The organism is Bradyrhizobium sp. CIAT3101 (assembly GCF_029714945.1).
In the GTDB taxonomy this organism is placed as follows: domain Bacteria; phylum Pseudomonadota; class Alphaproteobacteria; order Rhizobiales; family Xanthobacteraceae; genus Bradyrhizobium.
In genome coordinates, this window is the sequence record NZ_CP121634.1 from 8,093,485 (window position 1) to 8,113,866 (window position 20,382).

Consider the following 20,382-nt stretch of genomic DNA (forward strand, 5'->3'; position numbering starts at 1 on the left):
ACTTGCGCCGTGCCCACCACCTGTCCATGAATTCAACGGAAGACGTGGGCACGCTTCGCTTTGCCCACCCTACGGCAGCGGAGTCTGCCGCCTAAACAGCCGTCGCCTTCGCGAACTCCACATAGATCTCGCGCAGCCGCGCGGCGAGCGGGCCGGGCTTGCCATCGCCGACCTTCTTGCCGTCGATCGCCACCACCGGCTGGACGAACAGCGAGGCCGATGTCGCAAAGGCCTCCTTTGCGGCGAGCGCCTCTTCCACCGTGAAGGACCGCTCTTCGACGCGGAGCTGGCGCTCTTCGGCGAGCGCGACCACGGCCTTGCGGGTGCAGCCCGGCAGGATCGCGTTGGAATTCTTGCGGGTGACGATGACGTCGTCCTTGGTGAGAATGAACGCCGACGACGAACCACCTTCGGTGACGTAGCCGTCCTGCAGCATCCAGGCCTCGCCGGCGCCGGCTTCCGCAGCCGCCTGCTTTGCCAGCACCTGCGCCAGCAGCGCGACGCTCTTGATATCACGCCGCTCCCAGCGGATGTCGGGCACTGTGATCACGTTGATGCCGGTCTTGGCCGCCTCTGCATTAATGATGTCCTTTTCGGAGGTGAACATCACCAGGCTCGACTTGACGTCGCCCTTGGGGAAAGCGAAGTCGCGGCCCTTGTCGGCACCGCGCGTGACCTGGAGATAGACCAGGCCGTTGACCACCTTGTTGCGGGCGATCAGCTCCTTCTGGATCTCGGTGATGCGCTCGACCGTCTCCGGAAGCTTCAGCTTGATCTCGCCGACCGAGCGCTCCAGCCGCGCCAGATGCGAGGCATTGTCGACCAGCTTGCCGTCAAGCACGGCCGAGACCTCGTAGATGCCGTCGGCGAAGAGGAAGCCGCGGTCGAGCACCGAGACCTTCGCGTCCGAGAGCGGGACGAATGAGCCATTGACGTAGGCGATCGAATCCAAGGCTGGTCTCCAGAAAAAGGGGGATTTATCGACGGGTATAGGGGATTTGAAGCGCGCGATAAACCCTCGATCCGTCATTCCGGGGCATTCGCAAAGCGAATGAACCCGGAATCCATAACCTCAGCTGGTGGTTATGGATTCCGGGGCTCGCGCGACGCGAGCCCCGGAATGACGGAGGAAGTGGCTAGTGCGACAAGATCTTCGACAAGAACTTCTGCGCGCGGTCGCTGCGGGGCTTGCCGAAGAAATCGTCCTTCGGCGCGTCCTCGACGATCTCGCCGCGGTCCATGAAGATCACCCGGTTGGCGACCTTGCGGGCAAAGCCCATTTCGTGGGTCACGACCATCATGGTCATGCCGTCATGGGCGAGGTCGACCATGACGTCGAGCACCTCGCTCACCATCTCGGGATCGAGCGCCGAGGTCGGCTCGTCGAACAGCATCACGATCGGATCCATGGCGAGCGCGCGCGCGATCGCGACACGCTGCTGCTGGCCACCGGACAGCTGTGCCGGAAACTTCTGCGCCTGTTCCTTCAGGCCGACGCGCTCGAGCAGTTGCATGCCCTTCGCCACGGCCTTGTCGGACGACCGGCCCAGCACCTTCTGCTGAGCGAGGCAGAGATTGTCGATGATCTTCAGATGCGGGAACAGCTCAAAATGCTGGAACACCATGCCAACGCGCGAGCGCAGCTTCGGCAGGTCGGTCTTGGGATCGTTGACCTTGGTGCCGTCGACCGAGATGTCGCCGCTCTGGAACGGCTCCAGCGCGTTGACGCATTTGATCAGGGTCGACTTGCCCGAGCCCGAAGGGCCGCAGACCACGACGACCTCGCCCTTGGTGACGCTGGTGGTGCAGTCGGTCAGCACCTGGAAGGTCGGGCTGTACCATTTGTTGACGTGGCTGATTTCGATCATGACCGACTTGCTCTAGCGGATGATGGCGATGCGCGCCTGGAGGCGGCGGACGCCGAAGGACGCGATACAGGAAATGGTGAAGTAGACGATTGCGGCGAACAGATACATCTCGACCAGACGGCCGTCGCGCTGCGCGACCTTGCTGGCGGCCCCGAGGAAGTCCGTAATCGACAGCACGTAGACCAGCGAGGTGTCCTGGAACAGCACGATGGTCTGCGTAATCAGCACCGGCAGCATGTTGCGGAACGCCTGCGGCAGCACGACGTAGCGCATGGTCTGCGCATAGGTCAGGCCGAGCGCGCTGGCCGCGGCCGGCTGCCCCCGCGAGATCGACTGGATGCCGGCGCGCATGATCTCGGAGAAGTAGGCCGCCTCGAACATGATGAAGGTGATGAGCGAAGAGGCGAACGCGCCGACGCTGATCGGCCGCGAGGCACCGGTCACCCATTGTCCGATATAGGGCACCAGGAAGTAGAACCAGAAGATCACCAGCACCAGCGGCAGCGAGCGCATGAAGTCGACATAGAGGCCGGCGATGCGGCCGAGCGTCTTGTAGCCGGACAGCCGCATCAGGGCGATGGCGGTGCCGAACACGAGGCCGCCGAGCGCCGCGAGCCCCGTCAGCATCAGCGTGAACGTCATGCCCTCGTAGAACAGATAGGGCAGCGCGCGGATGATGACGCCAAAATCAAAATTGCTGAACATGGCGCTATTTCCCCGTGATGTAGCCGGGGATCGCGACGTAGCGCTCGAGATAGCGCATCGCGGTCACGACGACGGCGTTGACGAGGAGATAAAGGATGGTCGCAGCCGTAAAGGCTTCGAACACCTGGAACGAGAATTCCTGCATCGAGCGGGCCTGTCCGGTCAATTCGATCAGGCCGATGGTGATGGCGACCGCAGTGTTCTTGATGGTGTTGAGGAACTCCGAGGTCAGCGGCGGCAGGATGATGCGGAACGCCATCGGCAGCAGCACGTAGCGATAGCCCTGCACCGTGGTCAGACCGAGCGCGGTCGCGGCCATCTTCTGCCCGCGCGGCAGCGAGGAGATGCCGGCCTGCAATTGCACCGCGACGCGCGCCGACATGAAGAAGCCGATGCCGATCGCGGCCGTCCAGAACGGCGCGTTCGGCAATTGCTTCAGCCACAGACCGGCGGCCTTCGGCAGCAATTCCGGCAGCACGAAGAACCACAGGAACAGCTGCACCAGCAGCGGCATGTTGCGGAAGAACTCGACCCAGCAGAAGCCGAACCAGCCGGCGGCCTTGGAAGGCAGCGTCCGCATCACACCGACGATCGAGCCGAAGATCAGCGCGATGATCCAGGCGAGCACCGCCGTCTTCAGGGTCAGCACCAGCCCCGACAGCAGCATGTCGAGATAGGTGCCGGTCCCCATCGGGTTCGGCTCGAAAAAAATTCCCCAGTTCCAGTGGTAGTTCACGTGTCCCCCGCGCGAACGCGCCAATCAAAATTGGCTCGAAAGAAGTTCTGGGCGCCTATGCAAATGTCCGGCCACTCTGGTGTCAAGAGTGGCCGGACATGATCCCGATCCCGAGGGATCGAGGTATATCTTACTTATAGTCGTCCGGGTTCGGCGAGTCCGAAGGTTTTGCGAACTCGTTCTTCAGCTCGGCCGAAATCGGCGTGTTGAGGTTCAGGCCCTTCGGCGGGATCTTGGCGGTGAACCACTTGTCGTAGATCTTCTGGCCTTCGCCGGAGGTATAGAGTGCAGCGGTCGCCGCATCGACCACCTTCTTGAACTGCGCGTCGTCCTTGCGCAGCATGATGCCGTAGGGCTCAGGCTTCGAGAACGCGTCCTTGGAGATGACGTAGTCGTCCGGCGTCTTCGAGCCGGCAACCAGGCTCGCGAGCAGAACGTCATCCATCACGAAGGCGACTGCGCGGTCGGTCTCGACCATCAGGAAGGCTTCGGCGTGGTCCTTGGCCGGGATGATATTGGCACCCAGGCTCTTGGCGACATTGGCCTCGGTGAGCTGCTTGATGTTGGTTGTGCCGGCGGTAGAGACCACCGTCTTGCCCTTGAGGTCGTCGATCGACTTCAGCCCGCTCGACTTCTTGAAGACGTAGCGGCTGGCGGTCAGATAGTGGGTGTTGGTGAAGGCGACCTGCTTCTGGCGGTCGGCATTGTTGGTGGTCGAGCCGCATTCGAGGTCGATAGTGCCATTCGCCATCAGCGGGATACGGGTCGCCGAGGTGACGGGATTGAGCTTCACCTCGAGCTTGTCGAGCTTGAGCTCCTTCTTCACGGCGTCGACGATCTTGTAGCAGATGTCCATCGCGAACCCGACGGGCTTCTGGTTGTCGTCGAGATAGGAGAACGGGATCGAGGAATCGCGGAAGCCCAGCGTGATCGCGCCGGTGTCCTTGATGTTCTTCAGCGTGCCGGTCAGTTCTTCGGCGCCGGCCTGGCTGACGACAAAGGTCGCGGCGAGCGCAAGGCCGATGTGACGGAAATGTTTCACTTTTTCTCCCCTTTCAGGATGATGCGGCCGGATGCAAGCACATCTGGGCCCGGATTAGAATGTGACTTTCGGCTGGATGCCGGCTCAGGTTAACGGGCTCAGGCGAGTGGCTTGGGCAATTCGCCGAGATCCCAGAACAGCCCGGCCATCACCGTCAAGGCCTCTTCGGTCAATGGCAGCAGGATGTGCTCATTGGGCGCATGCTGGGAACAGCCGGGATAGGAGTGCGGGACCCAGATCGTCGGCAGGCCCAGGATCTCGGAAAACACGTCGTTCGGCAGCGAGCCGCCGAAGTTCGGCAGCACCGCCGGCGCCTTGCCGGTGGTGTTTTGGACTGAATCCGCGGCCCATTTGATCCAGGGGCTGTCGAAATCAGTGCGCGAGGCCGCAAAGCTCTGCGCCGCCCGTACCTCGACCATCGGAAAGCCCTTTGCGACCAGATGGGCGCGGACGGCATCGATGAGGCCGTCAACCTTGGTGCCGACCACGAAGCGCAGTTGCAGCACGGCATTGGCGTGGCCGGGAATGGCGTTCGCCGGCTTCCCGATATTGCCCGACGACATCGCCAGAACCTCCAGCGTGTTCCAGGCATAGAGCCGCTCGGCCGCGGACAGACCGTCCTCGCCCCAATTCTCCGCAAGCGCCGGCTCGTCCTCGGTCGGCACCACCTGCACATCGGCAAGATAGCTGCGGATCTGGTTGGTGAGCCGCGGCGGCTTCAGGGCATCGAGCTGAAGCCGGCCGTGGCCGTCGACCAGCGTCGAAATCGCGTTGACCAGGATGGTCGCGGGGTTGGCGAGCACGCCGCCCCAATTGCCGGAATGATGGCCGCCGTCGCGCAAGGCCACGTCGAGATGGATGCGGATGCCGCCACGGCAGCCGAGGAACAGCGTCGGCCGATCGGCCGACAGCCGCGGCCCGTCGGAGGCCATGAACAGATCGGCCTTGAGCGCGTCGCGGTTGAGGTCGCAGACCTTGCCGAGATCAGGTGAGCCGATTTCCTCGCCCATCTCGACGATGAATTTCGCATTGAAGCCGAGCTTGCCGCCGCGGGCCGCGCGCACCGCGCGGAGCGCGGCCATGTTGATGCTGTGCTGGCCCTTGTTGTCGGCCGTGCCGCGGCCATAGAGACGAATGCCCGCCGCCGTCGTGCGCCAGGGATCGCGGCCGTCGCGCCATTCGCCTTCCATGCCGTCGACGACGTCGCCATGGCCATAGATCAGCACGGTTGGTGCAGACGCACTCTCATGGTGCTCGGCGAACAGGAATGGCGACTTGCCGCTCGGGGATTCGACCAGGCGGCTGGTAAAATCGAGCGCGGCAAAAGCCGGCACCATCTCCTGTTCCAGATAGCTGCGCAGCTCGGCGGCGCGCGACGGATTCTGGCTTTCGGTCCGATACGCGACGCGGCGGTCGAGTTCAGCGAGGAACGCACCGGATTGGAAGTCGTCCCGGGCGCGGGCGATGGCGTCGGCTCTGGTCATTGCTTTCGTTTTCAAGGTTTCGAAGCGGGAGAGCGTAGCGGGCTACACTGGGCCTCGAAAGTGGCGGGGACTGGATAGTTCTTGGGTCGATCTTGCGATTTCGTTCTTGCGCTCTTGAGATTGGCTTGCCAAGGGCTGGAGGACCGCTGATTTTGGCCTTGCCAATGCCCAAGCATGTGCAAGAACGTCGCCAAGTTGGGGCGCACATCTATCATTCGAAGAGCGCTCAGTACAGGGCGCCAGGGGACCAGCATGGCCAAGCAGATCAGGCTCAACGCATTCGCGATGAATTGCGTCGCGCATCAATCACCGGGCCTGTGGACCCATCCACGCGACCGCACCGCCGAATATAACCGCCTGCCCTACTGGATCGATCTCGCCAAGACACTGGAACGCGGTCGTTTCGACGGATTGTTCCTCGCCGACGTGCTCGGCGTCTACGACGTCTATGGCAATAGCCCTGACGCAGCCTTGCGCAATGCAGCACAGACACCGTCGAACGAGCCGCTGCTACTGCTCTCGGCGATGGCCGCGGTCACCAAGAACCTCGGCTTCGGCGTCACCAGCAACCTTTCGTTCGAACCGCCCTACCCGTTCGCACGGCGGATGTCGACGCTCGACCACCTGACCGAGGGGCGGATCGGCTGGAACGTCGTTACCGGCTATCTCGACAGCGCCGCACGCGGCGCCGGCAAGGACAAGCAGACCGGGCATGACGACCGCTACGACATCGCCGACGAATATATGGAGGTGGTCTACAAGCTCTGGGAAGGAAGCTGGGAGGACGACGCGGTGCTGCGCGACCGCAAGCGCGGCATCTTCACCGATCCCGGCAAGGTTCATCGCGTCAATCATGAGAGCGCGAATTACCGCATCAACAACACCATCCATCTCAGCGAGCCATCGCCGCAGCGGACGCCGGTGCTGTACCAGGCCGGCACCTCGCCGCGCGGGCGGCAGTTCGCCGCCAAGCACGCCGAATGCGTGTTCATGTCGGGCCCGTCGGCCAAGATCATTGCGCCGCGGGTCTCCGCGATCCGCGAGGAAGCCGCCAAGTTCGGCCGCAACCCGGCCGAGATCCTGATGTTCAACATGATGACGATCATCCTCGGCAACACCGAAGCCGAAGCAGCGGCGAAATATGCCGACTACCGGTCGCACATCAATCCGGAAGGCGCGCTTGCCTTGATGTCGGGATGGACCGGCATCGATTTCTCCGGCTACGAGCTCGACCAGCAGGTCCGCCACGTCCAGAACGATGCCGGCCGCAGCGCACTCGACAATGTCACGCGCGGCGACCCCGACCGCGTCTGGACCGTGCGCGACGTCATCGAACATGTCGGCATCGGCGGTGCCGGCCCGGTCGTGGTGGGCACGCCGGAAAGCGTCGCCGACAAGATCGAGGATTGGTTCGAGAAGACCGACGTCGACGGTCTCAACGTCGCGTTTGCGATCTCGCCCGGCGATTTCGAGGACATCGCCGACATGCTGGTGCCGGAGCTGACCAAGCGCGGGCGCTACAAGTCCGAGTATGCGAAGGGGACATTGCGCGAGAAACTGTTCGGCGACGGCCGCGCCCGGCTCGACGCGCCGCATCCGGCGGCTGGGTATCGGGTGGGGACGAAGGGGTAGGCGCGGCGCCACACCCTCAGTGTCGTCCCGGCGAAGGCCGGGACCCATAACCCAGGGAGTAGATTGGCCAAGATGGGTCGTTCGGGATTAGCACCATCCACGATCGATAGATCACGCGGTATGGGTCCCGGCCTTCGCCGGGACGACGATGTGCCTACACCTTCCCGTCCACCATCACCTCGATCAGCTTGGTCCCCGGCCGGTTGAACGCCGACGCCAGCGTTGCCTTCAGCTCACGGGGATCGCTGATCTTGATCGCCTCGCAGCCGAGCGCCTTCGCCACGCCGGCGAAATCCACGGGCGGATCGGCAAAATCCATGCCGACGTAATTGTCATCGCCATGGAAGGCGAGCAGGCGCTGCTTGATGATGCGGTAGCCGCCATTGTTGGCGATGACGACGTTGAGCGGCAGCTTGTGGTGCGCGGCCGTCCACAGCGACTGAATCGAATACATCGCGCTGCCGTCGCCTGAGAAGCACACGACGGGCCGATCCGGATTGGCGATGCTGGCGCCGACCGAGGCGGGCAAGCCCCAGCCGATGCCGCCAGAGGCAAGGCCGTGATAGCCATAGCGGTCGCGGTGCGGACGCAAGTTAGTGATCTGACGGCTGGACGTGAGCCCTTCGTCGACGAGGATCGCATGATCGGGCATCGCCTCGACCATTTGCAGCACGAGATAGTCGGGATCGATGGGGCTGCGTCCCGCGGTCTTGCCGATCTGCTCGACCAAGGCCGCGCGGCGCGCGGTCCAGTTCTTCGGTGCGAGCTCGGCGAGACGCTGTTTCGCACGCTGCGCCAGCGATACGCCGCCCATCTCCTTCAGCACCGGGATCAGCGCGCGCAGCGTTTCCTTCACATCCGCCTTCAGCGCAATCTCGGCGCCGTAATTCTTGGCGATCTCCCAATCGACGAGACCGATCTGAACGATGCCGAGCCCGTCCGGCAACGCATCGACCTCGCTATAGACGGACATCCGCAACGGATCGCCGCCGAGCGCGATCAACAGGTCGTAGGGCGCAAGCGTATCGCGCGCGACCTTTTGCACGCGCGCCAGCGTGCCGACGAAGCTTGGACTCTCCGACAGGAAGTGCGAGCCATACGGCGTGGAGGATTGGTAGGCGGCAGCCCCAAGCAGCTCGGCGAGCTCCGCAGCCTCCTTCAGCGCATCGCTCTTGACCACCTCGTCCATGGTCACGATCACCGGACGCTCGGCCTTCAGTAGTCGCGCTGCAAAAGCCCTGAGCGCTTCGTCCGACGGCTTGACGCGCGCGTCGATACGGGTGGAGCGGCCGAGATCGATACCGGCCTCGCTGTTGAGGATGTCGCCCGGCAGCGAGATGAACACCGGCCCGGTCGGCGGCGTCATCGCAACCTTGGCGGCGCGGCGCACGATGCGCGGCAGGTCTTCCAACCGCGTCACTTCCACGGCCCATTTCACCAGCGGCTCGGCCATGCGCACCAGCGGGCCATAAAGCACCGGCTCCATCAGGCCGTGGCCCTGCTCCTGCTGGCCCGCGGTCAGGATCATCGGCGTGCCCGTGAACTGGGCGTTGTAGAGCGAGCCCATGGCGTTGCCGAGGCCCGGCGCGACATGGACGTTGCAGGCGACGAGCTTGCCGGAGGCGCGGCTGTAGCCATCCGCGATCGCCACCACCAGGCTCTCCTGCATCGCCATCACATAGGTGAGATCGGGGTGGTCCTTCAGCGCATGCATGATCGGCAGCTCGGTGGTGCCGGGGTTGCCGAACAGATGCGTGATACCCTCGTCCTTGAGCAGCGCGAGAAAGGCGGAACGGCCGGTGATCTTGTTCTTCATGTTTCCTCCAAGGAGCGGACGTTGCCGCAAGGACGGATCACATGATGGCCGAAAGTTCAGGAGGCGCGCAAGGAAGCGTGGTCATGGCTGCCTTGCGTGGGCGCACCGAACGCGACTCTCGTGTCCCGGACGCGCTGCAACGCGCAGCGTTGCTGCGCAGAGCCGGGACCCAAGAGGCGACACGGCACCCTACGGCGAGATGGGCCCCGGCTCAGCAGCGCATCACCGAAGAGGTGCTGCGCTGCGTCCGGGGCACGAGAGCCATGTACGCGGCGGCTACATCTCCTCCCGACCCAGCTCGAAAGGATCCTCGCCGCTAGCGCGCTTCTTCTTTTTCGAGCGCTGCCAGACCACGCCCGGAAAGCCCTTCAGCGGCACCAGCGGCTCGCCGGTATAGGCCCATTCCTGCAGCTCCTCGATCGCGATGTGATAGAGCGGCTGGCGCCCGGTGCGCTCCTTGAACAGCGCGCGCGGGATGTTGACCATGTGCGGGCCGCGCGGGCGTTCATAGGCAATCGGCGTGCCGCAATGCGAGCAGAAGCTGCGCGCGGTCTTGGTCGCCTTGTCCTCGTAACGTGTCAGCATAGTCTTGCCGGAGGTGATGCGAAATCGCTTCTTCCAGCTGCCGACATAGGTGGCGTAGGCCGCGCCATGAGCACGGCGGCTGGCCGCGGAGTGATCATGCCAGGCCCAGCGCGCGGGGATGTCGATCTCGAAGGTGACCTTGCCGCAGAGGCACTGGCCGGTGGCAGTTCCTGCGGCGACTGCGGCTTTGGCCATGGTCTCTCCTCATCGTCATGGCGCGCGACAATACACGATCGTCATTCCGGGGCGCGACGAAGTCGCGAGCTATGATGCGCAATTGCGCATCGGAGAATCCATCGAACCTCAGGTTCAGGCAGAGGAATGGATTCCGGGCTCGGCGCTACGCGCCGCCCCGGAATGACAGGAGAGAGATCAGGCCGGCGTCAGTTCGTCATACCCCGGATAATCCGTATACCCCTTCTCCTCGCCACCATAGAACGTCGCACGGTTATACGGCGTGATCGGGTAATCGTGCTCAAGCCGACGCGGCAGATCGGGGTTGGAGATGAAGATGCGGCCGAAGGCGATGATGTCGGCGTGGCCGTCTGCGATCGCGGCATTCGCCGTCTCGCCGGTGAAACCACCCGCGGTCATCAGCACACCGCTGTAGTGCGGACGGAACAGCACCATGGCCGACGGCACGTTCTCCCAGTGGACGTCGGCACGGCCGGCGCCGCTGGAGCGTGGCTCGATCAAGTGCAGATAGGCGAGGCCGAGCTTGTCGAGCGCCTTCACCACATGGGTGTAGAGCGGCATCGGGTCGGGATCGGCGGAATCATTGGCGATGCCGTGAGGCGACAGCCGCACGCCGACGCGGTTCGCGCCCCAGACGTCGATCGCAGCCTGGGTCACTTCGAGCAGCAGACGGGTTCGGTTCTCGATCGAGCCGCCATATTGATCGGTGCGCTGGTTGCTGCGCGACTGCAGGAACTGCTCGAGCAGATAGCCGTTGGCGCCGTGGATCTCGACGCCGTCGAAACCGGCGGCGAGCGCATTCTTCGCGCCCTGCCGGAAAGCCTCGACGATGCCCTTGACCTCGTCGGTTTCCAGCGCGCGCGGGGTCTCGTATTCGGCGATCTTGCCGTCGGCGGTCATCGCCCGCATGCCTTCGGCCTTGATCGGGATCGCCGAAGCGGACACCGGCAGCTCACCACCATGGAACGAGGAATGCGAGACGCGGCCGACATGCCAGAGCTGGAGGAAGATGATGCCGCCCTTGGCATGCACGGCGTCGACCACCTTGCGCCAGCCGGCGATCTGCGCCTCCGAATAGATACCTGGCGTAGCCGGGTTGCCGCGGCCTTGTGACAGCACCGGAGAGGCTTCGGCAATCAGCAGGCCGCCCGGCGTGGCGCGCTGGCCGTAATATTCGGCGTTGAGCGGCCGCGGCGAAAAGCTCTCGCGCTCCGCGCGCATGCGCGTCAGCGGCGCCATCGCGACGCGATGCGCGAGCTTGTACGGACCGACCTGCAACGGTTGGAACAACGCCTTGAATTTCATGGGGGCCCCGGATGTCTTTGAAAGGATGCGGATCATATAGCGAGGGGCGGCCACCGGAAAAGGCGCCGCCCCTCACAAAAGCAGATATTCCCCCGCGCGGAACGCGGGAGAGAACAGGCCTTACGCCGTCTTGACCCAGACGGCCTTGACGTTGAGATATTCCTCGACGTGCTGCTTCCCGGACTCGCGGCCGTAGCCGCTCATCTTGTAGCCGCCGAAGGGCACTGCGGGGTCCATGGCCTGATAGCAATTCACCCACACCGAGCCGGCACGCAGACGCTTCGCAACCGCATGCGCCTTGGTGACGTCACGCGTCCACAGGCCGGAGCCGAGGCCGAAGGTGGTGTTGTTGGCGCGCTTGACCAGTTCGTCCATGTCCTTGAACGCGATCGCGGAGATGACGGGCCCGAAGATCTCCTCCTGCGCGATACGCATGTTGTCCTGGACGCCGGCGAACACGGTCGGCGAGACGAAGAAGCCCTTGGCAAGCGCGCCTTCAGTGACGCGGCCGCCGCCGGCAAGCGCCCGCGCGCCTTCCTTCTGGCCGATGTCGAGATAGCCGGTGACGCGCTTGAGTTGCTCCTCGGACACGAGCGGGCCGATCTGGACGTTGGGATCGAGGCCGTTGCCGACTTGCAGCTTCTTGCCGAACTCGGCAACGCGGCCGACGAACTCTTCATAGACCGACTGCTCGACGAACAGGCGTGTGCCGGCGCTGCAGATCTGACCCGAATTGGCGAACACCGCCATCGCGGCGCCCGGCACGGCGGCATCGAGATCCGCATCCGCGAACACGATGTCCGGCGACTTGCCGCCGAGCTCGAGCGAGACGCGCTTGAGGTTCCCGGCCAAGGCACGGATGATCGACTGGCCCGTGATGTGCGAGCCGGTGAAGGCGACCTTGTCGACGTCATGGTGCGAGGCGAGCGCGGCACCGGCGGTCTCGCCGTAGCCCGGCACGACGTTGACGACGCCGGGCGGAATGCCGGCCTCGATCGCGAGCTCGGCGATACGCAGCGACGTCAGCGGCGCCTCTTCGGCGGGCTTGAGCACCACGGTGCAGCCGGTCGCGATTGCAGGCCCGATCTTCCAGAGCGTCGCGGTGAGCGGGCCGTTCCAGGGAATGATGGCGCCGACGACACCGACCGGCTCCTTCAGCGTGTAGGAGAAGATTTCGCCCGGCAGCGAGTTCTCGATGGTCTCGCCATGGATCGCGGTGGTCTGGCCGGCATAGTAGCGGAGCATGCCGACGGCGCGGAGGCGATAGGCGCGGGTGCGGCTGAGCGGTGCGCCCATGTCGAGCGTGTCGAGCTGCGACAATTCGTCGAAATTCTTCTCGACGAGGTCGGCGAGCCTCAGCAGCAGGTTCTGCCGCTCGAACGGCTTGACCTTGCTCCAGGGACCTTCGAAGGCACGGCGGGCGGCGGCGACCGCGCGGTCGATGTCTTCCTTGTCACCCTCAGCGACGGTTGCGAGCAACTCGCCGGTGGCGGGGTTATGGGTCTCGAAGCGCTTGCCGGAAGCTGCATCGACCCACTTCCCGTCGATCAGCATCTGCTTGTAGGAGCCGTTGGCGAACGGATGACGCGTGATCGGAATAGCCTGCGACACAGCCATGGCTGCACTCCCTAGGTTAGCTCATTGATTGGATTCGATCTGGCTCGATCGTTAGGTCGCGCAGAATACAGCGGTGCCGGATGAGCGTAAAGGCGGCGCGGAACGAAGATCTCCCATGCCGACTTGTGCAGGCTCGTGCGCGTGCCATGTTATAGCTCGACCGAACGCAACGCCATGTCCCGGAGAATAGCCATGCCGCATCCTGTCATCACCAAGGGCAATGTTGCCGTGATCACCGGGGGTGCATCCGGCATCGGTCTCGCCGCCGCCATGGCGTTTGCGCGCGCCGGGATGAAGGTGTGCATCGCCGATGTCGATGCGGGCCGGCTGGCCGAGGCCGCAACAAAACTGTCATCGATTGCGGGTGCAGCGAACGTGATGACGTCCGCAATCGACGTCAGCCGGGTCGAAAGCGTGACGGAACTGGAACGCGCCGTGGGCGCGCATTTCGGCGGCACCGATCTGCTGATGAACAATGCCGGCATCCAGCCGGGCAGCACAATGTTCGGCGAACCGGACAATTGGCAGCGCATCATCGGCGTCAACATGTGGGGCATCATCAACGGCGCGCGCATCTTCGCGCCCAACATGATCGCGCGCGGCAAGGCCGGCCTGATCATCAACACCGGCTCCAAGCAGGGCATCACCACCCCGCCCGGCGATCCCGCCTACAATGTCTCCAAGGCCGGCGTGAAGGCGTTTACGGAAGCGCTGCAGCACGAGTTGCGCAACACGAAAGACTGCCACATCACCGCGCATCTGCTGATCCCCGGCTTCGTGTTCACCAACCTCACCGCCAAGGGCCGCACCGAGAAGCCGGCCGGCGCGTGGACGCCGGAGCAGACCGTCGATTTCATGATCGCCCGGCTCGAGGCCGGCGATTTCTACATCCTCTGCCCAGACAACGACGTGCCGCGCGCGCTCGACGAGAAGCGCATGCTTTGGGCCGCCGGCGACATCGTCGAGAACCGTCCGCCGCTGTCGCGCTGGCATCCGGATTACGCGGATGCGTTCAAGAACTTCGTCGACCGGAGTTAGCCCGGGCGATCAGCTCAGCGCCAGCAGAAGCGCGGTGCCGATCGGCACGCCCCAGCCGGACACCGCATCGAACCCACGCCTCGCTTCGTATCCGACGCCGGGCTTCGGCCTGGATACGTTGTGGCCGATGGTGATGTCGTAGCAGACGAGATCTCCTGTCGGCCGGCCGAGCGACGATTTGCGATAGAGCAACGGCGCGAGGAAGCGCTGCCGTTTCTCCGGCGGCAGGAGCGCATTCACGCGCGCGATGAGCGCAGCCAGGAGCGGCGCAGACGCGCTGGTTCCACCGCCGTAATCCGCCTTGCCGCGGAAGATCATCGCGTAGCCGGGCGGGCCGGCAAGCGCCGCGATGTCAGGCACGATGCGCCCCCACCGACCGGAACCGTTTAGCGACGCAATATCGAGTCCGCGCTGCCACGCAGGGCGCCGAAAGACCTCGCTGACTCCTCCACCTGTCGCCCCGCCTCCCGCCTTCATGCGCCGCCCCGGCGTCTCCCACCACACTTGCTCCGTGACCTCGCCGCCAAGACGCGCGATCATCGTGCCACCGACCGCGAGAACGAACGGGCTGCAACTCGGAAAATCGACATGAGCGGCGCCGTCGGTCTCCTCGTCGCCCGCGCCATCGTCGCCGGAGGCGCCGCAGATCGTGATGCCCAGCGCGGCAGCCGCCTGGAGCCGCTCGTTGATGGCCGTACGTGCTGCCGGCGACCAATCACTGGAATCCTCTGCAGACCCCCAGCTTATCGACAGTGCGACCGGCCTGTCCTTGATGACGCGATTCAGTAAATCGACCCAGCCCTTCTGATCGAACGTCGCAAAATAGACGGACAGCTCGGCACCGGGAGCCAGGCCCGCAGCCACCTCGACGTCCATCATTACCTCGCCGGTATCGTCGAGCGCGTCCTGACGATCGTCCTTTGGCAATCGCTCGATTTGCCTGCGGTTGCGCACCGGCCAATTGATCGAGACGATCTCGACCTTGGGCCTCTTCCGACCGGATGTCCTGCAATGGAGCGCGAGGTCCTCGGCAAAATAGCCGCCACCGAACTCGGCGATTGCGATCTTCTGGCCGGCGGCATCCCCGGGCGGAAAATGATACAGCGCTTCCAGCGACGACGGGCTGAGCGGCGTCAAACCAGCACCGATCCTCGCCCTGCTCCGCCACATGACACGCCGCTGGCCGAATCCGATCAATGCGGTGACGATCTTCTTCAGCGAAGCAGGAATCTTGTAGTCGTCCTCTCGATCACGGAATTGCCCCTGATCCTCGCTCCAATAGACGCCGAGGCGGGGCTGAAACGCCTTCTCCATCTCCGCGACGGTCCCGCTCACGCGCATGCTGCGCGTCTCAAGCGAGACCTCCTCGACCTTGAGGCCGAATTTGCGCAGAACCTGTGACACCTTGTCGGCGTCGCTCTTCGAGGCACTGTATCTTGCCCTGAACTGGGCCCGCGACAACGCTCGACGTCCGAGCTTGTCGCCATCCGGCAATTTCGGTCCACGCAATGTCAGCGTGATCTCGACGTGCTGACGCGGATTCTCGTCGCGCAGACGCCTGGCCCCCGCAGTCGGCGGGCGCGCACTGCCGGACACGACAACAGGGCGCGTTACCGCACCTGCCGATCCGGCCTTGTCGTCTCGCTTTGCGACCTTGCGATGTGCGGCCGACCGGCGGCCGGTACGCGCCTTAGCCTTTGATGCCATATCCGAGCCCCCGCTCTCGACACGACCAAAGGTTGCAGGCTATCGTCGATCCCCGGACCCGTCAAATCTGAGGCCCGCCCGGCACTTTCCGCCGCGCGTTTCCGACCGGCCCTCGACGGTTCTGATTTTTCGATTTTGATTTCGACCTGAGGATTTCAATCATGCGCTCGATTTTCGCACGCCTCAATCGCCGCTACGGCAGGAAGTTCATCGGCTTCGACCGCCAGAAGCTCGTCAGCTCGACCCTTTCCAACGCAATGGTCGTCACCGCGGCCACACCTCCTCGCGACATGCCACGCCCGACGCGGGCGACGCCACGGCCGCGCGTCACAATCGTCGGCGCGGGACTCGGCGGCCTGATGGCCGGCTACACTCTCGCGCATTGCTGCGACGTGACGATCTTCGAGGCGCGCGAGCGCGTCGGTGGTCGCGTCTGGAGCAAGAACAAGTCGAGCGGCGTGGTCGAAGCGGGCGGCGAGCTGATCGGCTACAATCATCCGCTGTGGCTGGCCCTGGCGCGCCAATTCCGGCTGGGACTCTCGCTGTTCACACTGGACTCGAATTTCGACGCGCTCGATCTCGATATGCCGATCTATCTCGACGGTCGAAAGATCTCGAACCCGTTCGCGCTCAAGACCCTGTTCGAGCAGATGGAGGCGGCCTTCGGCCGGATGGCAAGACGCGCGCGGCACGTGCACAAGCACGCACCCTGGCTCACGTCGGATGCCGACGCGCTGGACCAGCAATCCATGGCGGACTGGATTCGGGGCGAACATTGTTCGCGTCTCGCCAAGCTCGCGATAAAGGAGCAGTTCAGCAACGACGCAGGGCAGCCGGTCGAGCGGCAGAGCCTGCTCGCCAATTTCGCGGTGGTGCATGGCGGCGCATTGAAGGGACATCCGGCCGCCTTCTTCACCCAGACCGAGACGCTGCGCTGCTCGGAGGGCAATCAATCGCTGGCCGAGCATCTTGCCGAGGAGATCAGGAAGGTCGGAGGGGTGGTGCATCTGTCCACGCCCGTCGTCGCTGTAGACATCGACAAGGAGGGCGTGACGATCACGCCCGAGGGGGCAGCTTCCCATCTCGCCGACTACGTCGTGCTTGCGATACCGCCGAGCCTGTGGCCGGGCGGGCGTTTCGCCAAGATCGAGATCACGCCGCAGCTCACGCCCGACCATTACATCTCGATGGGGACGGCCGTGAAATACCTCAGCCCGGTCAAGCGCCGCTTCTGGATCGACCATGGGCTGGCGCCGGCCGCGACTTCGAGCCGCTTCGGCGTCACATGGGAAGGCACCGACAACCAGATCGCGCCGCGCGGCCGCGAGGTCGAGCTCAGCCTGTTCGCCGGCAGCAGACCGGCGCAGCTGGCCATTCGACAATGGGAACGCGGCGGCAAGACCGCGGTCGATGCCTTCTACGCCTCGCGAATCGGCCAGGTCTATCGCGGCTATCAGGACAATCTGTCCCAGCCGCCGGACTTCATCGCGTGGCCCGCCGATCCCTGGACCGGCGCCGGCTATTCCTGCCCCGCGCCCGGCGAAGTCACGCGCGCCGGCCCGCTGCTCAACAGCGCATTTCACAAGCGCATGTATTTTGCCGGCGAGCACACCTGCTTTGCCTATTACGGCTACATGGAGGGCGCGTTGCAATCCGGCCTGAAGGCAGGGACGGCGATCCTGAGGGCAACCGGGCGCACAAGTCGGCGCCGGTCGGCCTGAGCGTTACAGCGTCTCTTGCTGGTGCCCGCAATTCTTGCAGGCGAACTTGACGCGGCTCTGGCCTTTTTCCGCCTGGACCCGGTTTGGCGCGCCGCACTTGCCGCAGACGGCCTCGATGCGGGTCGAGCCCTGCTTCACGACGATGGTCTTCTTTTCCATCGATTCGCGGATCAGGCGCTCGGCCTCTTCACGCAGGGATTGTTTCGACAAAGCTGGTCTCCGCCTCTGAAAGCGCGAGAGCCATATCGCACTTGCGTACGAATCTCAATCGGCAATGCCGGCTCAGACCTCGACAATCACATAACTGTCTTCGACATGCACCGGAAACGTTTCGGCCACATACGGGCCTTTCTGCAACTCGTCACCGCGTTCCACCGCAACCGGATATGACCGGATCTTGAAGCGCTTGGGATCGAACCAGGACTGGCCGTTGCGCATGTCGAATTCCCAGCCGTGCCAGGGACAGCGCAGCATCTCTCCGACGCGCGAGCGCTCGTAGACGCCCGGCTCGGGCGAGGTCAGCCGCGCCACGCAGGCCGCTTTCTCCAGCGGCGCGCCTTCATGCGGGCAGCGGTTCAGGAGCGCAAAGAACTCGCCATTGACATGGAACACGACGATATCGCGGCCCGCGACGTCGACGACCTTGTTGCCGCCGGGCGGGATCTCCGAGGTGGATGCAACGATGTGACGGGCCATGGGACTCAGAACTTGTAGACCGCACGAGCATTGGTGCTGAAAATCTTCCTGCGCTCGGCCTCGGTGAGCGGCGTCTTGAAGGCAAAGCGCGGATCGTCGAAATCCCAGTGCGGATAGTCCGACGAGAACAGCAGGCGATCGACGCCGACCCATTCGATCAGCGCGCGCAGATGCCGCGCCTCGTCAGGCTCGTCAATCGGCTGGGTCGTGAACCAGAAGCTTTCGCGGACATATTCCGACGGCTTGCGCTTGAGATGCGGCACCTCGCTGCGGAACCGCTCGAAATGCTGGTCCATCCGCCACATCGCCGACGGAATCCAGCCGAAGCCGCCCTCGATGAAGACAATCTTCAGTTTGGGAAACCGTTCCGGCACGCCCTCAATCACGAGGCTGGCAAGCTGCGCCGCGATGGTGTGGGCGTTGGATTGGTGCTCCTCGACATAATAAGACGGCCAGCCGCCACCGGTCGGCGCGTGGCCGCCATAGCCGCCGACATGAATCCCGAGCGGCAGGCCCAGCGCCTGCGCGCGCTCGTAGATCGGCCAGTAGCGGCGGCGGCCGAGCGGCTCGTTGGCGCGCGGCGAGACGTTGATCTGGATGTATTCGCCGACTTTTGCGCAACGCTCGATCTCCGCTATCGCGAGATCCACACCGTCCTGTCCAACCAGGATCGAGGCCTTCAGGCGCGGATCGCGGTGCGACCAGAACGCCAGCTGCCACTCGTTGATGGCGCGCTGGATCGCCGCGCCGAATTCGAGATTCTGCTGCGAAAAGATGAAGAGATCGAGCACCTGCAAGATCCCGAACTCGACATCGAGCGGATCGAGATGCTGCTTCTGCATGAAGGCGAGGTCTGAACCAGGCGGCCCGCCGGTCGGCGGCCAGGCGTCACGCCGCGCGATCAGCGGCGATGAGCGCGGATAGGGCGTGGTGAAGAGATAGGGCGTGCGCAGATGGCTGCCGTATTCCTTCAGATGCTGCTGCCAGCGCTTCGGCAGGAACTCGTTGAGATCGTCGTGCGAATGCAGGCTCGGATGCACGTCGCAATCGACGATGCGCAAGCGCGAAGCGGCAGGCTTCTCATCGTCGCGCAGCGGGCGGTCGATGACTTCACTCATGCGAACCTCCTGGATCAGTTGACGAGCGACAGCCGCGGAAACGTCTCCAGCGGATTGTCGACGCACATCTTGTCGATGATGCTCTTCGGCAGATGCGGCGGGATCGGATCGTCGCCGTCGAACTGCCAGTGCGGATAGTCGGACGCAAACAGGAACATCTTGTCGGAGCCGATCTGGTCGATGATTTCCGCGACGCTTTTGGCATCGGCGGGCGCATCGAACGGCTGCATGGTCACGCGAAAATTGTCGCGGATGATCGCGGCCGGCTCGCGCTCGACCCAGGGCACCTCGACGCGCACGCCGCGCCAGGTCTTGTTGGCCCGCCACATGAAGGCCGGCAGCCAGCTGACGCCGGACTCCATCAGCACGACGTTCAGGTTCGGAAACTTTCCGAACACGCCCTCGTAGATCAGGCTCAGGATCTGCGCCTGAAACGCCTGCGCCTCGACGAAGTAATATTCGTAGCGGTGCGACGGCCAGCCGGCCGAGCTCGGTGCCTGCCGATATTGCGTGCCGGCGTGGATCGCGAGCGGCAGCCTGTACTTTTCAGCAAGCTGGTAGACCGGCCAGAAATGCCGCCGGCCCAGCAAGGTCTCCCCCTGCGCCAGCACCAGGATGGAAACGAAGCGATTGTCGCCGGCGCGGCGCTCGATCTCTTCGATGGCGAGATCCGGCGCCTGCATCGGTACCACGATGGAGGCGCGCAGGCGCGGGTCGCGCGAGAGCCATTCGGCGGCAATCCAGTCGTTGATCGCCTTGCAGAAGTCCGCCGCCATGTAGGAATCGAACACGGCCTGCGCGCCATAGAGCACGTTGAGGATCGCGTGGCTCGCGCCCAGTTGCTCGAAAGCGCCCTTCTGCACCATCGCCAGATCAGAGCCGGGCTTGGCACCGTTGGCCGGCCGCCAGTCGGCGCGGCCCGAAAACGGCATGCTTGGCGGATAGGAGGTGAGGTCGAGGCCGTCGATGGCCCGGCTCACCACCTGCTCCTTCCAGTGATCACTGAGATAAGGAAGCAGCGTCGTGCGCGTGCCACCAACCGCCGGGTGGATGTCGCAGTCGATCCGCGTCACCGCCATGGATGTTTCCTCGCGCCGTCTTTATTGGCGGCGTTCTT

The 20,382-nt window shown here is 64.2% G+C and carries 19 protein-coding genes; 4 read left to right on the forward strand and 15 right to left on the reverse strand.

The features are described 5' to 3' along the window. Positions 1–91: 91 nt before the first annotated feature. The 6 genes from QA645_RS37880 to QA645_RS37905 form a co-directional block, all read right to left on the reverse strand. Positions 92–952, reverse strand: a complete 861-nt coding sequence (locus QA645_RS37880) for a D-amino-acid transaminase (RefSeq protein ID WP_283046173.1) — start codon at positions 950–952, stop codon at positions 92–94. Between the two features lie 184 nt (positions 953–1,136). Continuing rightward, positions 1,137–1,868, reverse strand: a complete 732-nt coding sequence (locus tag QA645_RS37885; RefSeq protein WP_254134518.1) for an amino acid ABC transporter ATP-binding protein — start codon at positions 1,866–1,868, stop codon at positions 1,137–1,139. A gap of 12 nt (positions 1,869–1,880) precedes the next feature. Beyond that, positions 1,881–2,573: an ABC transporter permease subunit gene (locus QA645_RS37890; protein ID WP_283046174.1), complete on the reverse strand. Its 693-nt coding sequence runs from the start codon at positions 2,571–2,573 to the stop codon at positions 1,881–1,883. Positions 2,574–2,577: 4 nt separating this feature from the next. After that, complete coding sequence (locus tag QA645_RS37895; protein ID WP_254134520.1) at positions 2,578–3,309, reverse strand: amino acid ABC transporter permease; 732 nt, start codon at positions 3,307–3,309, stop codon at positions 2,578–2,580. 130 nt (positions 3,310–3,439) lie between these two features. Further along, on the reverse strand, positions 3,440–4,351 hold the full coding sequence (locus QA645_RS37900; protein ID WP_283046175.1) for an amino acid ABC transporter substrate-binding protein: 912 nt from the start codon (positions 4,349–4,351) through the stop codon (positions 3,440–3,442). A 98-nt stretch (positions 4,352–4,449) separates the two neighbouring features. Further along, positions 4,450–5,835, reverse strand: coding sequence for a M20 family metallopeptidase (locus tag QA645_RS37905; RefSeq protein ID WP_283046176.1), 1,386 nt, complete (start codon positions 5,833–5,835; stop codon positions 4,450–4,452). Positions 5,836–6,087: 252 nt separating this feature from the next. Between QA645_RS37905 and QA645_RS37910 the strand changes: the two genes are divergently transcribed. Further along, entirely contained in the window at positions 6,088–7,467 is a 1,380-nt protein-coding gene (locus QA645_RS37910) for an LLM class flavin-dependent oxidoreductase (RefSeq protein ID WP_283046177.1), read from the forward strand. Between the two features lie 154 nt (positions 7,468–7,621). Here QA645_RS37910 and QA645_RS37915 read toward each other — a convergent pair whose 3' ends face one another. Together QA645_RS37915 and QA645_RS37920 are read right to left on the reverse strand one after the other, a co-directional pair. After that, a complete protein-coding gene (locus tag QA645_RS37915; RefSeq protein ID WP_283046178.1) occupies positions 7,622–9,283 on the reverse strand; it encodes a thiamine pyrophosphate-binding protein in 1,662 nt (553 codons plus the stop codon). Positions 9,284–9,559: 276 nt separating this feature from the next. Continuing rightward, entirely contained in the window at positions 9,560–10,063 is a 504-nt protein-coding gene (locus QA645_RS37920) for a GFA family protein (RefSeq protein ID WP_283046179.1), read from the reverse strand. Between QA645_RS37920 and QA645_RS37925 the strand changes: the two genes are divergently transcribed. After that, positions 10,056–10,229 (forward strand): hypothetical protein, encoded by a 174-nt coding sequence (locus tag QA645_RS37925; RefSeq protein WP_254134526.1) that lies wholly within the window; start codon positions 10,056–10,058, stop codon positions 10,227–10,229. The genes QA645_RS37920 and QA645_RS37925 overlap by 8 nt on opposite strands. Before the next feature lie 11 nt (positions 10,230–10,240). On the opposite strand, the gene QA645_RS37930 is transcribed toward QA645_RS37925, so the two are convergent. Both QA645_RS37930 and QA645_RS37935 read right to left on the reverse strand, forming a co-directional pair. Further along, positions 10,241–11,368: an alkene reductase gene (locus tag QA645_RS37930; RefSeq protein ID WP_254134527.1), complete on the reverse strand. Its 1,128-nt coding sequence runs from the start codon at positions 11,366–11,368 to the stop codon at positions 10,241–10,243. Between the two features lie 120 nt (positions 11,369–11,488). Next, positions 11,489–12,985, reverse strand: coding sequence for an aldehyde dehydrogenase family protein (locus tag QA645_RS37935; protein ID WP_283046180.1), 1,497 nt, complete (start codon positions 12,983–12,985; stop codon positions 11,489–11,491). 192 nt (positions 12,986–13,177) lie between these two features. Here QA645_RS37935 and QA645_RS37940 point away from each other — a divergent pair, with 192 nt between their 5' ends. After that, positions 13,178–14,023, forward strand: coding sequence for an SDR family NAD(P)-dependent oxidoreductase (locus tag QA645_RS37940; RefSeq protein ID WP_254134529.1), 846 nt, complete (start codon positions 13,178–13,180; stop codon positions 14,021–14,023). A 9-nt stretch (positions 14,024–14,032) separates the two neighbouring features. On the opposite strand, the gene QA645_RS37945 is transcribed toward QA645_RS37940, so the two are convergent. Further along, positions 14,033–15,730: a S53 family peptidase gene (locus QA645_RS37945; protein ID WP_283046181.1), complete on the reverse strand. Its 1,698-nt coding sequence runs from the start codon at positions 15,728–15,730 to the stop codon at positions 14,033–14,035. Between the two features lie 161 nt (positions 15,731–15,891). Between QA645_RS37945 and QA645_RS37950 the strand changes: the two genes are divergently transcribed. Next, on the forward strand, positions 15,892–17,451 hold the full coding sequence (locus QA645_RS37950; RefSeq protein WP_283046182.1) for an NAD(P)/FAD-dependent oxidoreductase: 1,560 nt from the start codon (positions 15,892–15,894) through the stop codon (positions 17,449–17,451). A gap of 3 nt (positions 17,452–17,454) precedes the next feature. On the opposite strand, the gene QA645_RS37955 is transcribed toward QA645_RS37950, so the two are convergent. The 4 genes from QA645_RS37955 to QA645_RS37970 form a co-directional block, all read right to left on the reverse strand. Next, positions 17,455–17,661 (reverse strand): hypothetical protein, encoded by a 207-nt coding sequence (locus QA645_RS37955; protein ID WP_014491844.1) that lies wholly within the window; start codon positions 17,659–17,661, stop codon positions 17,455–17,457. 72 nt (positions 17,662–17,733) lie between these two features. Continuing rightward, on the reverse strand, positions 17,734–18,147 hold the full coding sequence (locus QA645_RS37960) for a Rieske (2Fe-2S) protein (protein ID WP_164933673.1): 414 nt from the start codon (positions 18,145–18,147) through the stop codon (positions 17,734–17,736). Between the two features lie 5 nt (positions 18,148–18,152). Then, a complete protein-coding gene (locus QA645_RS37965; protein WP_283046183.1) occupies positions 18,153–19,265 on the reverse strand; it encodes an amidohydrolase family protein in 1,113 nt (370 codons plus the stop codon). Between the two features lie 14 nt (positions 19,266–19,279). Next, entirely contained in the window at positions 19,280–20,344 is a 1,065-nt protein-coding gene (locus QA645_RS37970; protein ID WP_283046184.1) for an amidohydrolase family protein, read from the reverse strand. Positions 20,345–20,382 lie beyond the last annotated feature (38 nt).

What these genes read in the sequence shown, in the direction of transcription:
- QA645_RS37890 (WP_283046174.1), bottom strand. Translation starts at nt 2,573, where the DNA reads ATGTTCAGCAATTTTGATTTTGGCGTCATCATCCGCGCGCTGCCCTAT.
- QA645_RS37935 (WP_283046180.1), bottom strand. Translation starts at nt 12,985, where the DNA reads ATGGCTGTGTCGCAGGCTATTCCGATCACGCGTCATCCGTTCGCCAAC.
- QA645_RS37950 (WP_283046182.1), top strand. Translation starts at nt 15,892, where the DNA reads ATGCGCTCGATTTTCGCACGCCTCAATCGCCGCTACGGCAGGAAGTTC.
- QA645_RS37965 (WP_283046183.1), bottom strand. Translation starts at nt 19,265, where the DNA reads ATGAGTGAAGTCATCGACCGCCCGCTGCGCGACGATGAGAAGCCTGCC.
- QA645_RS37960 (WP_164933673.1), bottom strand. Translation starts at nt 18,147, where the DNA reads ATGGCCCGTCACATCGTTGCATCCACCTCGGAGATCCCGCCCGGCGGC.
- QA645_RS37910 (WP_283046177.1), top strand. Translation starts at nt 6,088, where the DNA reads ATGGCCAAGCAGATCAGGCTCAACGCATTCGCGATGAATTGCGTCGCG.
- QA645_RS37915 (WP_283046178.1), bottom strand. Translation starts at nt 9,283, where the DNA reads ATGAAGAACAAGATCACCGGCCGTTCCGCCTTTCTCGCGCTGCTCAAG.
- QA645_RS37930 (WP_254134527.1), bottom strand. Translation starts at nt 11,368, where the DNA reads ATGAAATTCAAGGCGTTGTTCCAACCGTTGCAGGTCGGTCCGTACAAG.
- QA645_RS37920 (WP_283046179.1), bottom strand. Translation starts at nt 10,063, where the DNA reads ATGGCCAAAGCCGCAGTCGCCGCAGGAACTGCCACCGGCCAGTGCCTC.
- QA645_RS37940 (WP_254134529.1), top strand. Translation starts at nt 13,178, where the DNA reads ATGCCGCATCCTGTCATCACCAAGGGCAATGTTGCCGTGATCACCGGG.
- QA645_RS37905 (WP_283046176.1), bottom strand. Translation starts at nt 5,835, where the DNA reads ATGACCAGAGCCGACGCCATCGCCCGCGCCCGGGACGACTTCCAATCC.
- QA645_RS37885 (WP_254134518.1), bottom strand. Translation starts at nt 1,868, where the DNA reads ATGATCGAAATCAGCCACGTCAACAAATGGTACAGCCCGACCTTCCAG.
- QA645_RS37970 (WP_283046184.1), bottom strand. Translation starts at nt 20,344, where the DNA reads ATGGCGGTGACGCGGATCGACTGCGACATCCACCCGGCGGTTGGTGGC.
- QA645_RS37945 (WP_283046181.1), bottom strand. Translation starts at nt 15,730, where the DNA reads ATGGCATCAAAGGCTAAGGCGCGTACCGGCCGCCGGTCGGCCGCACAT.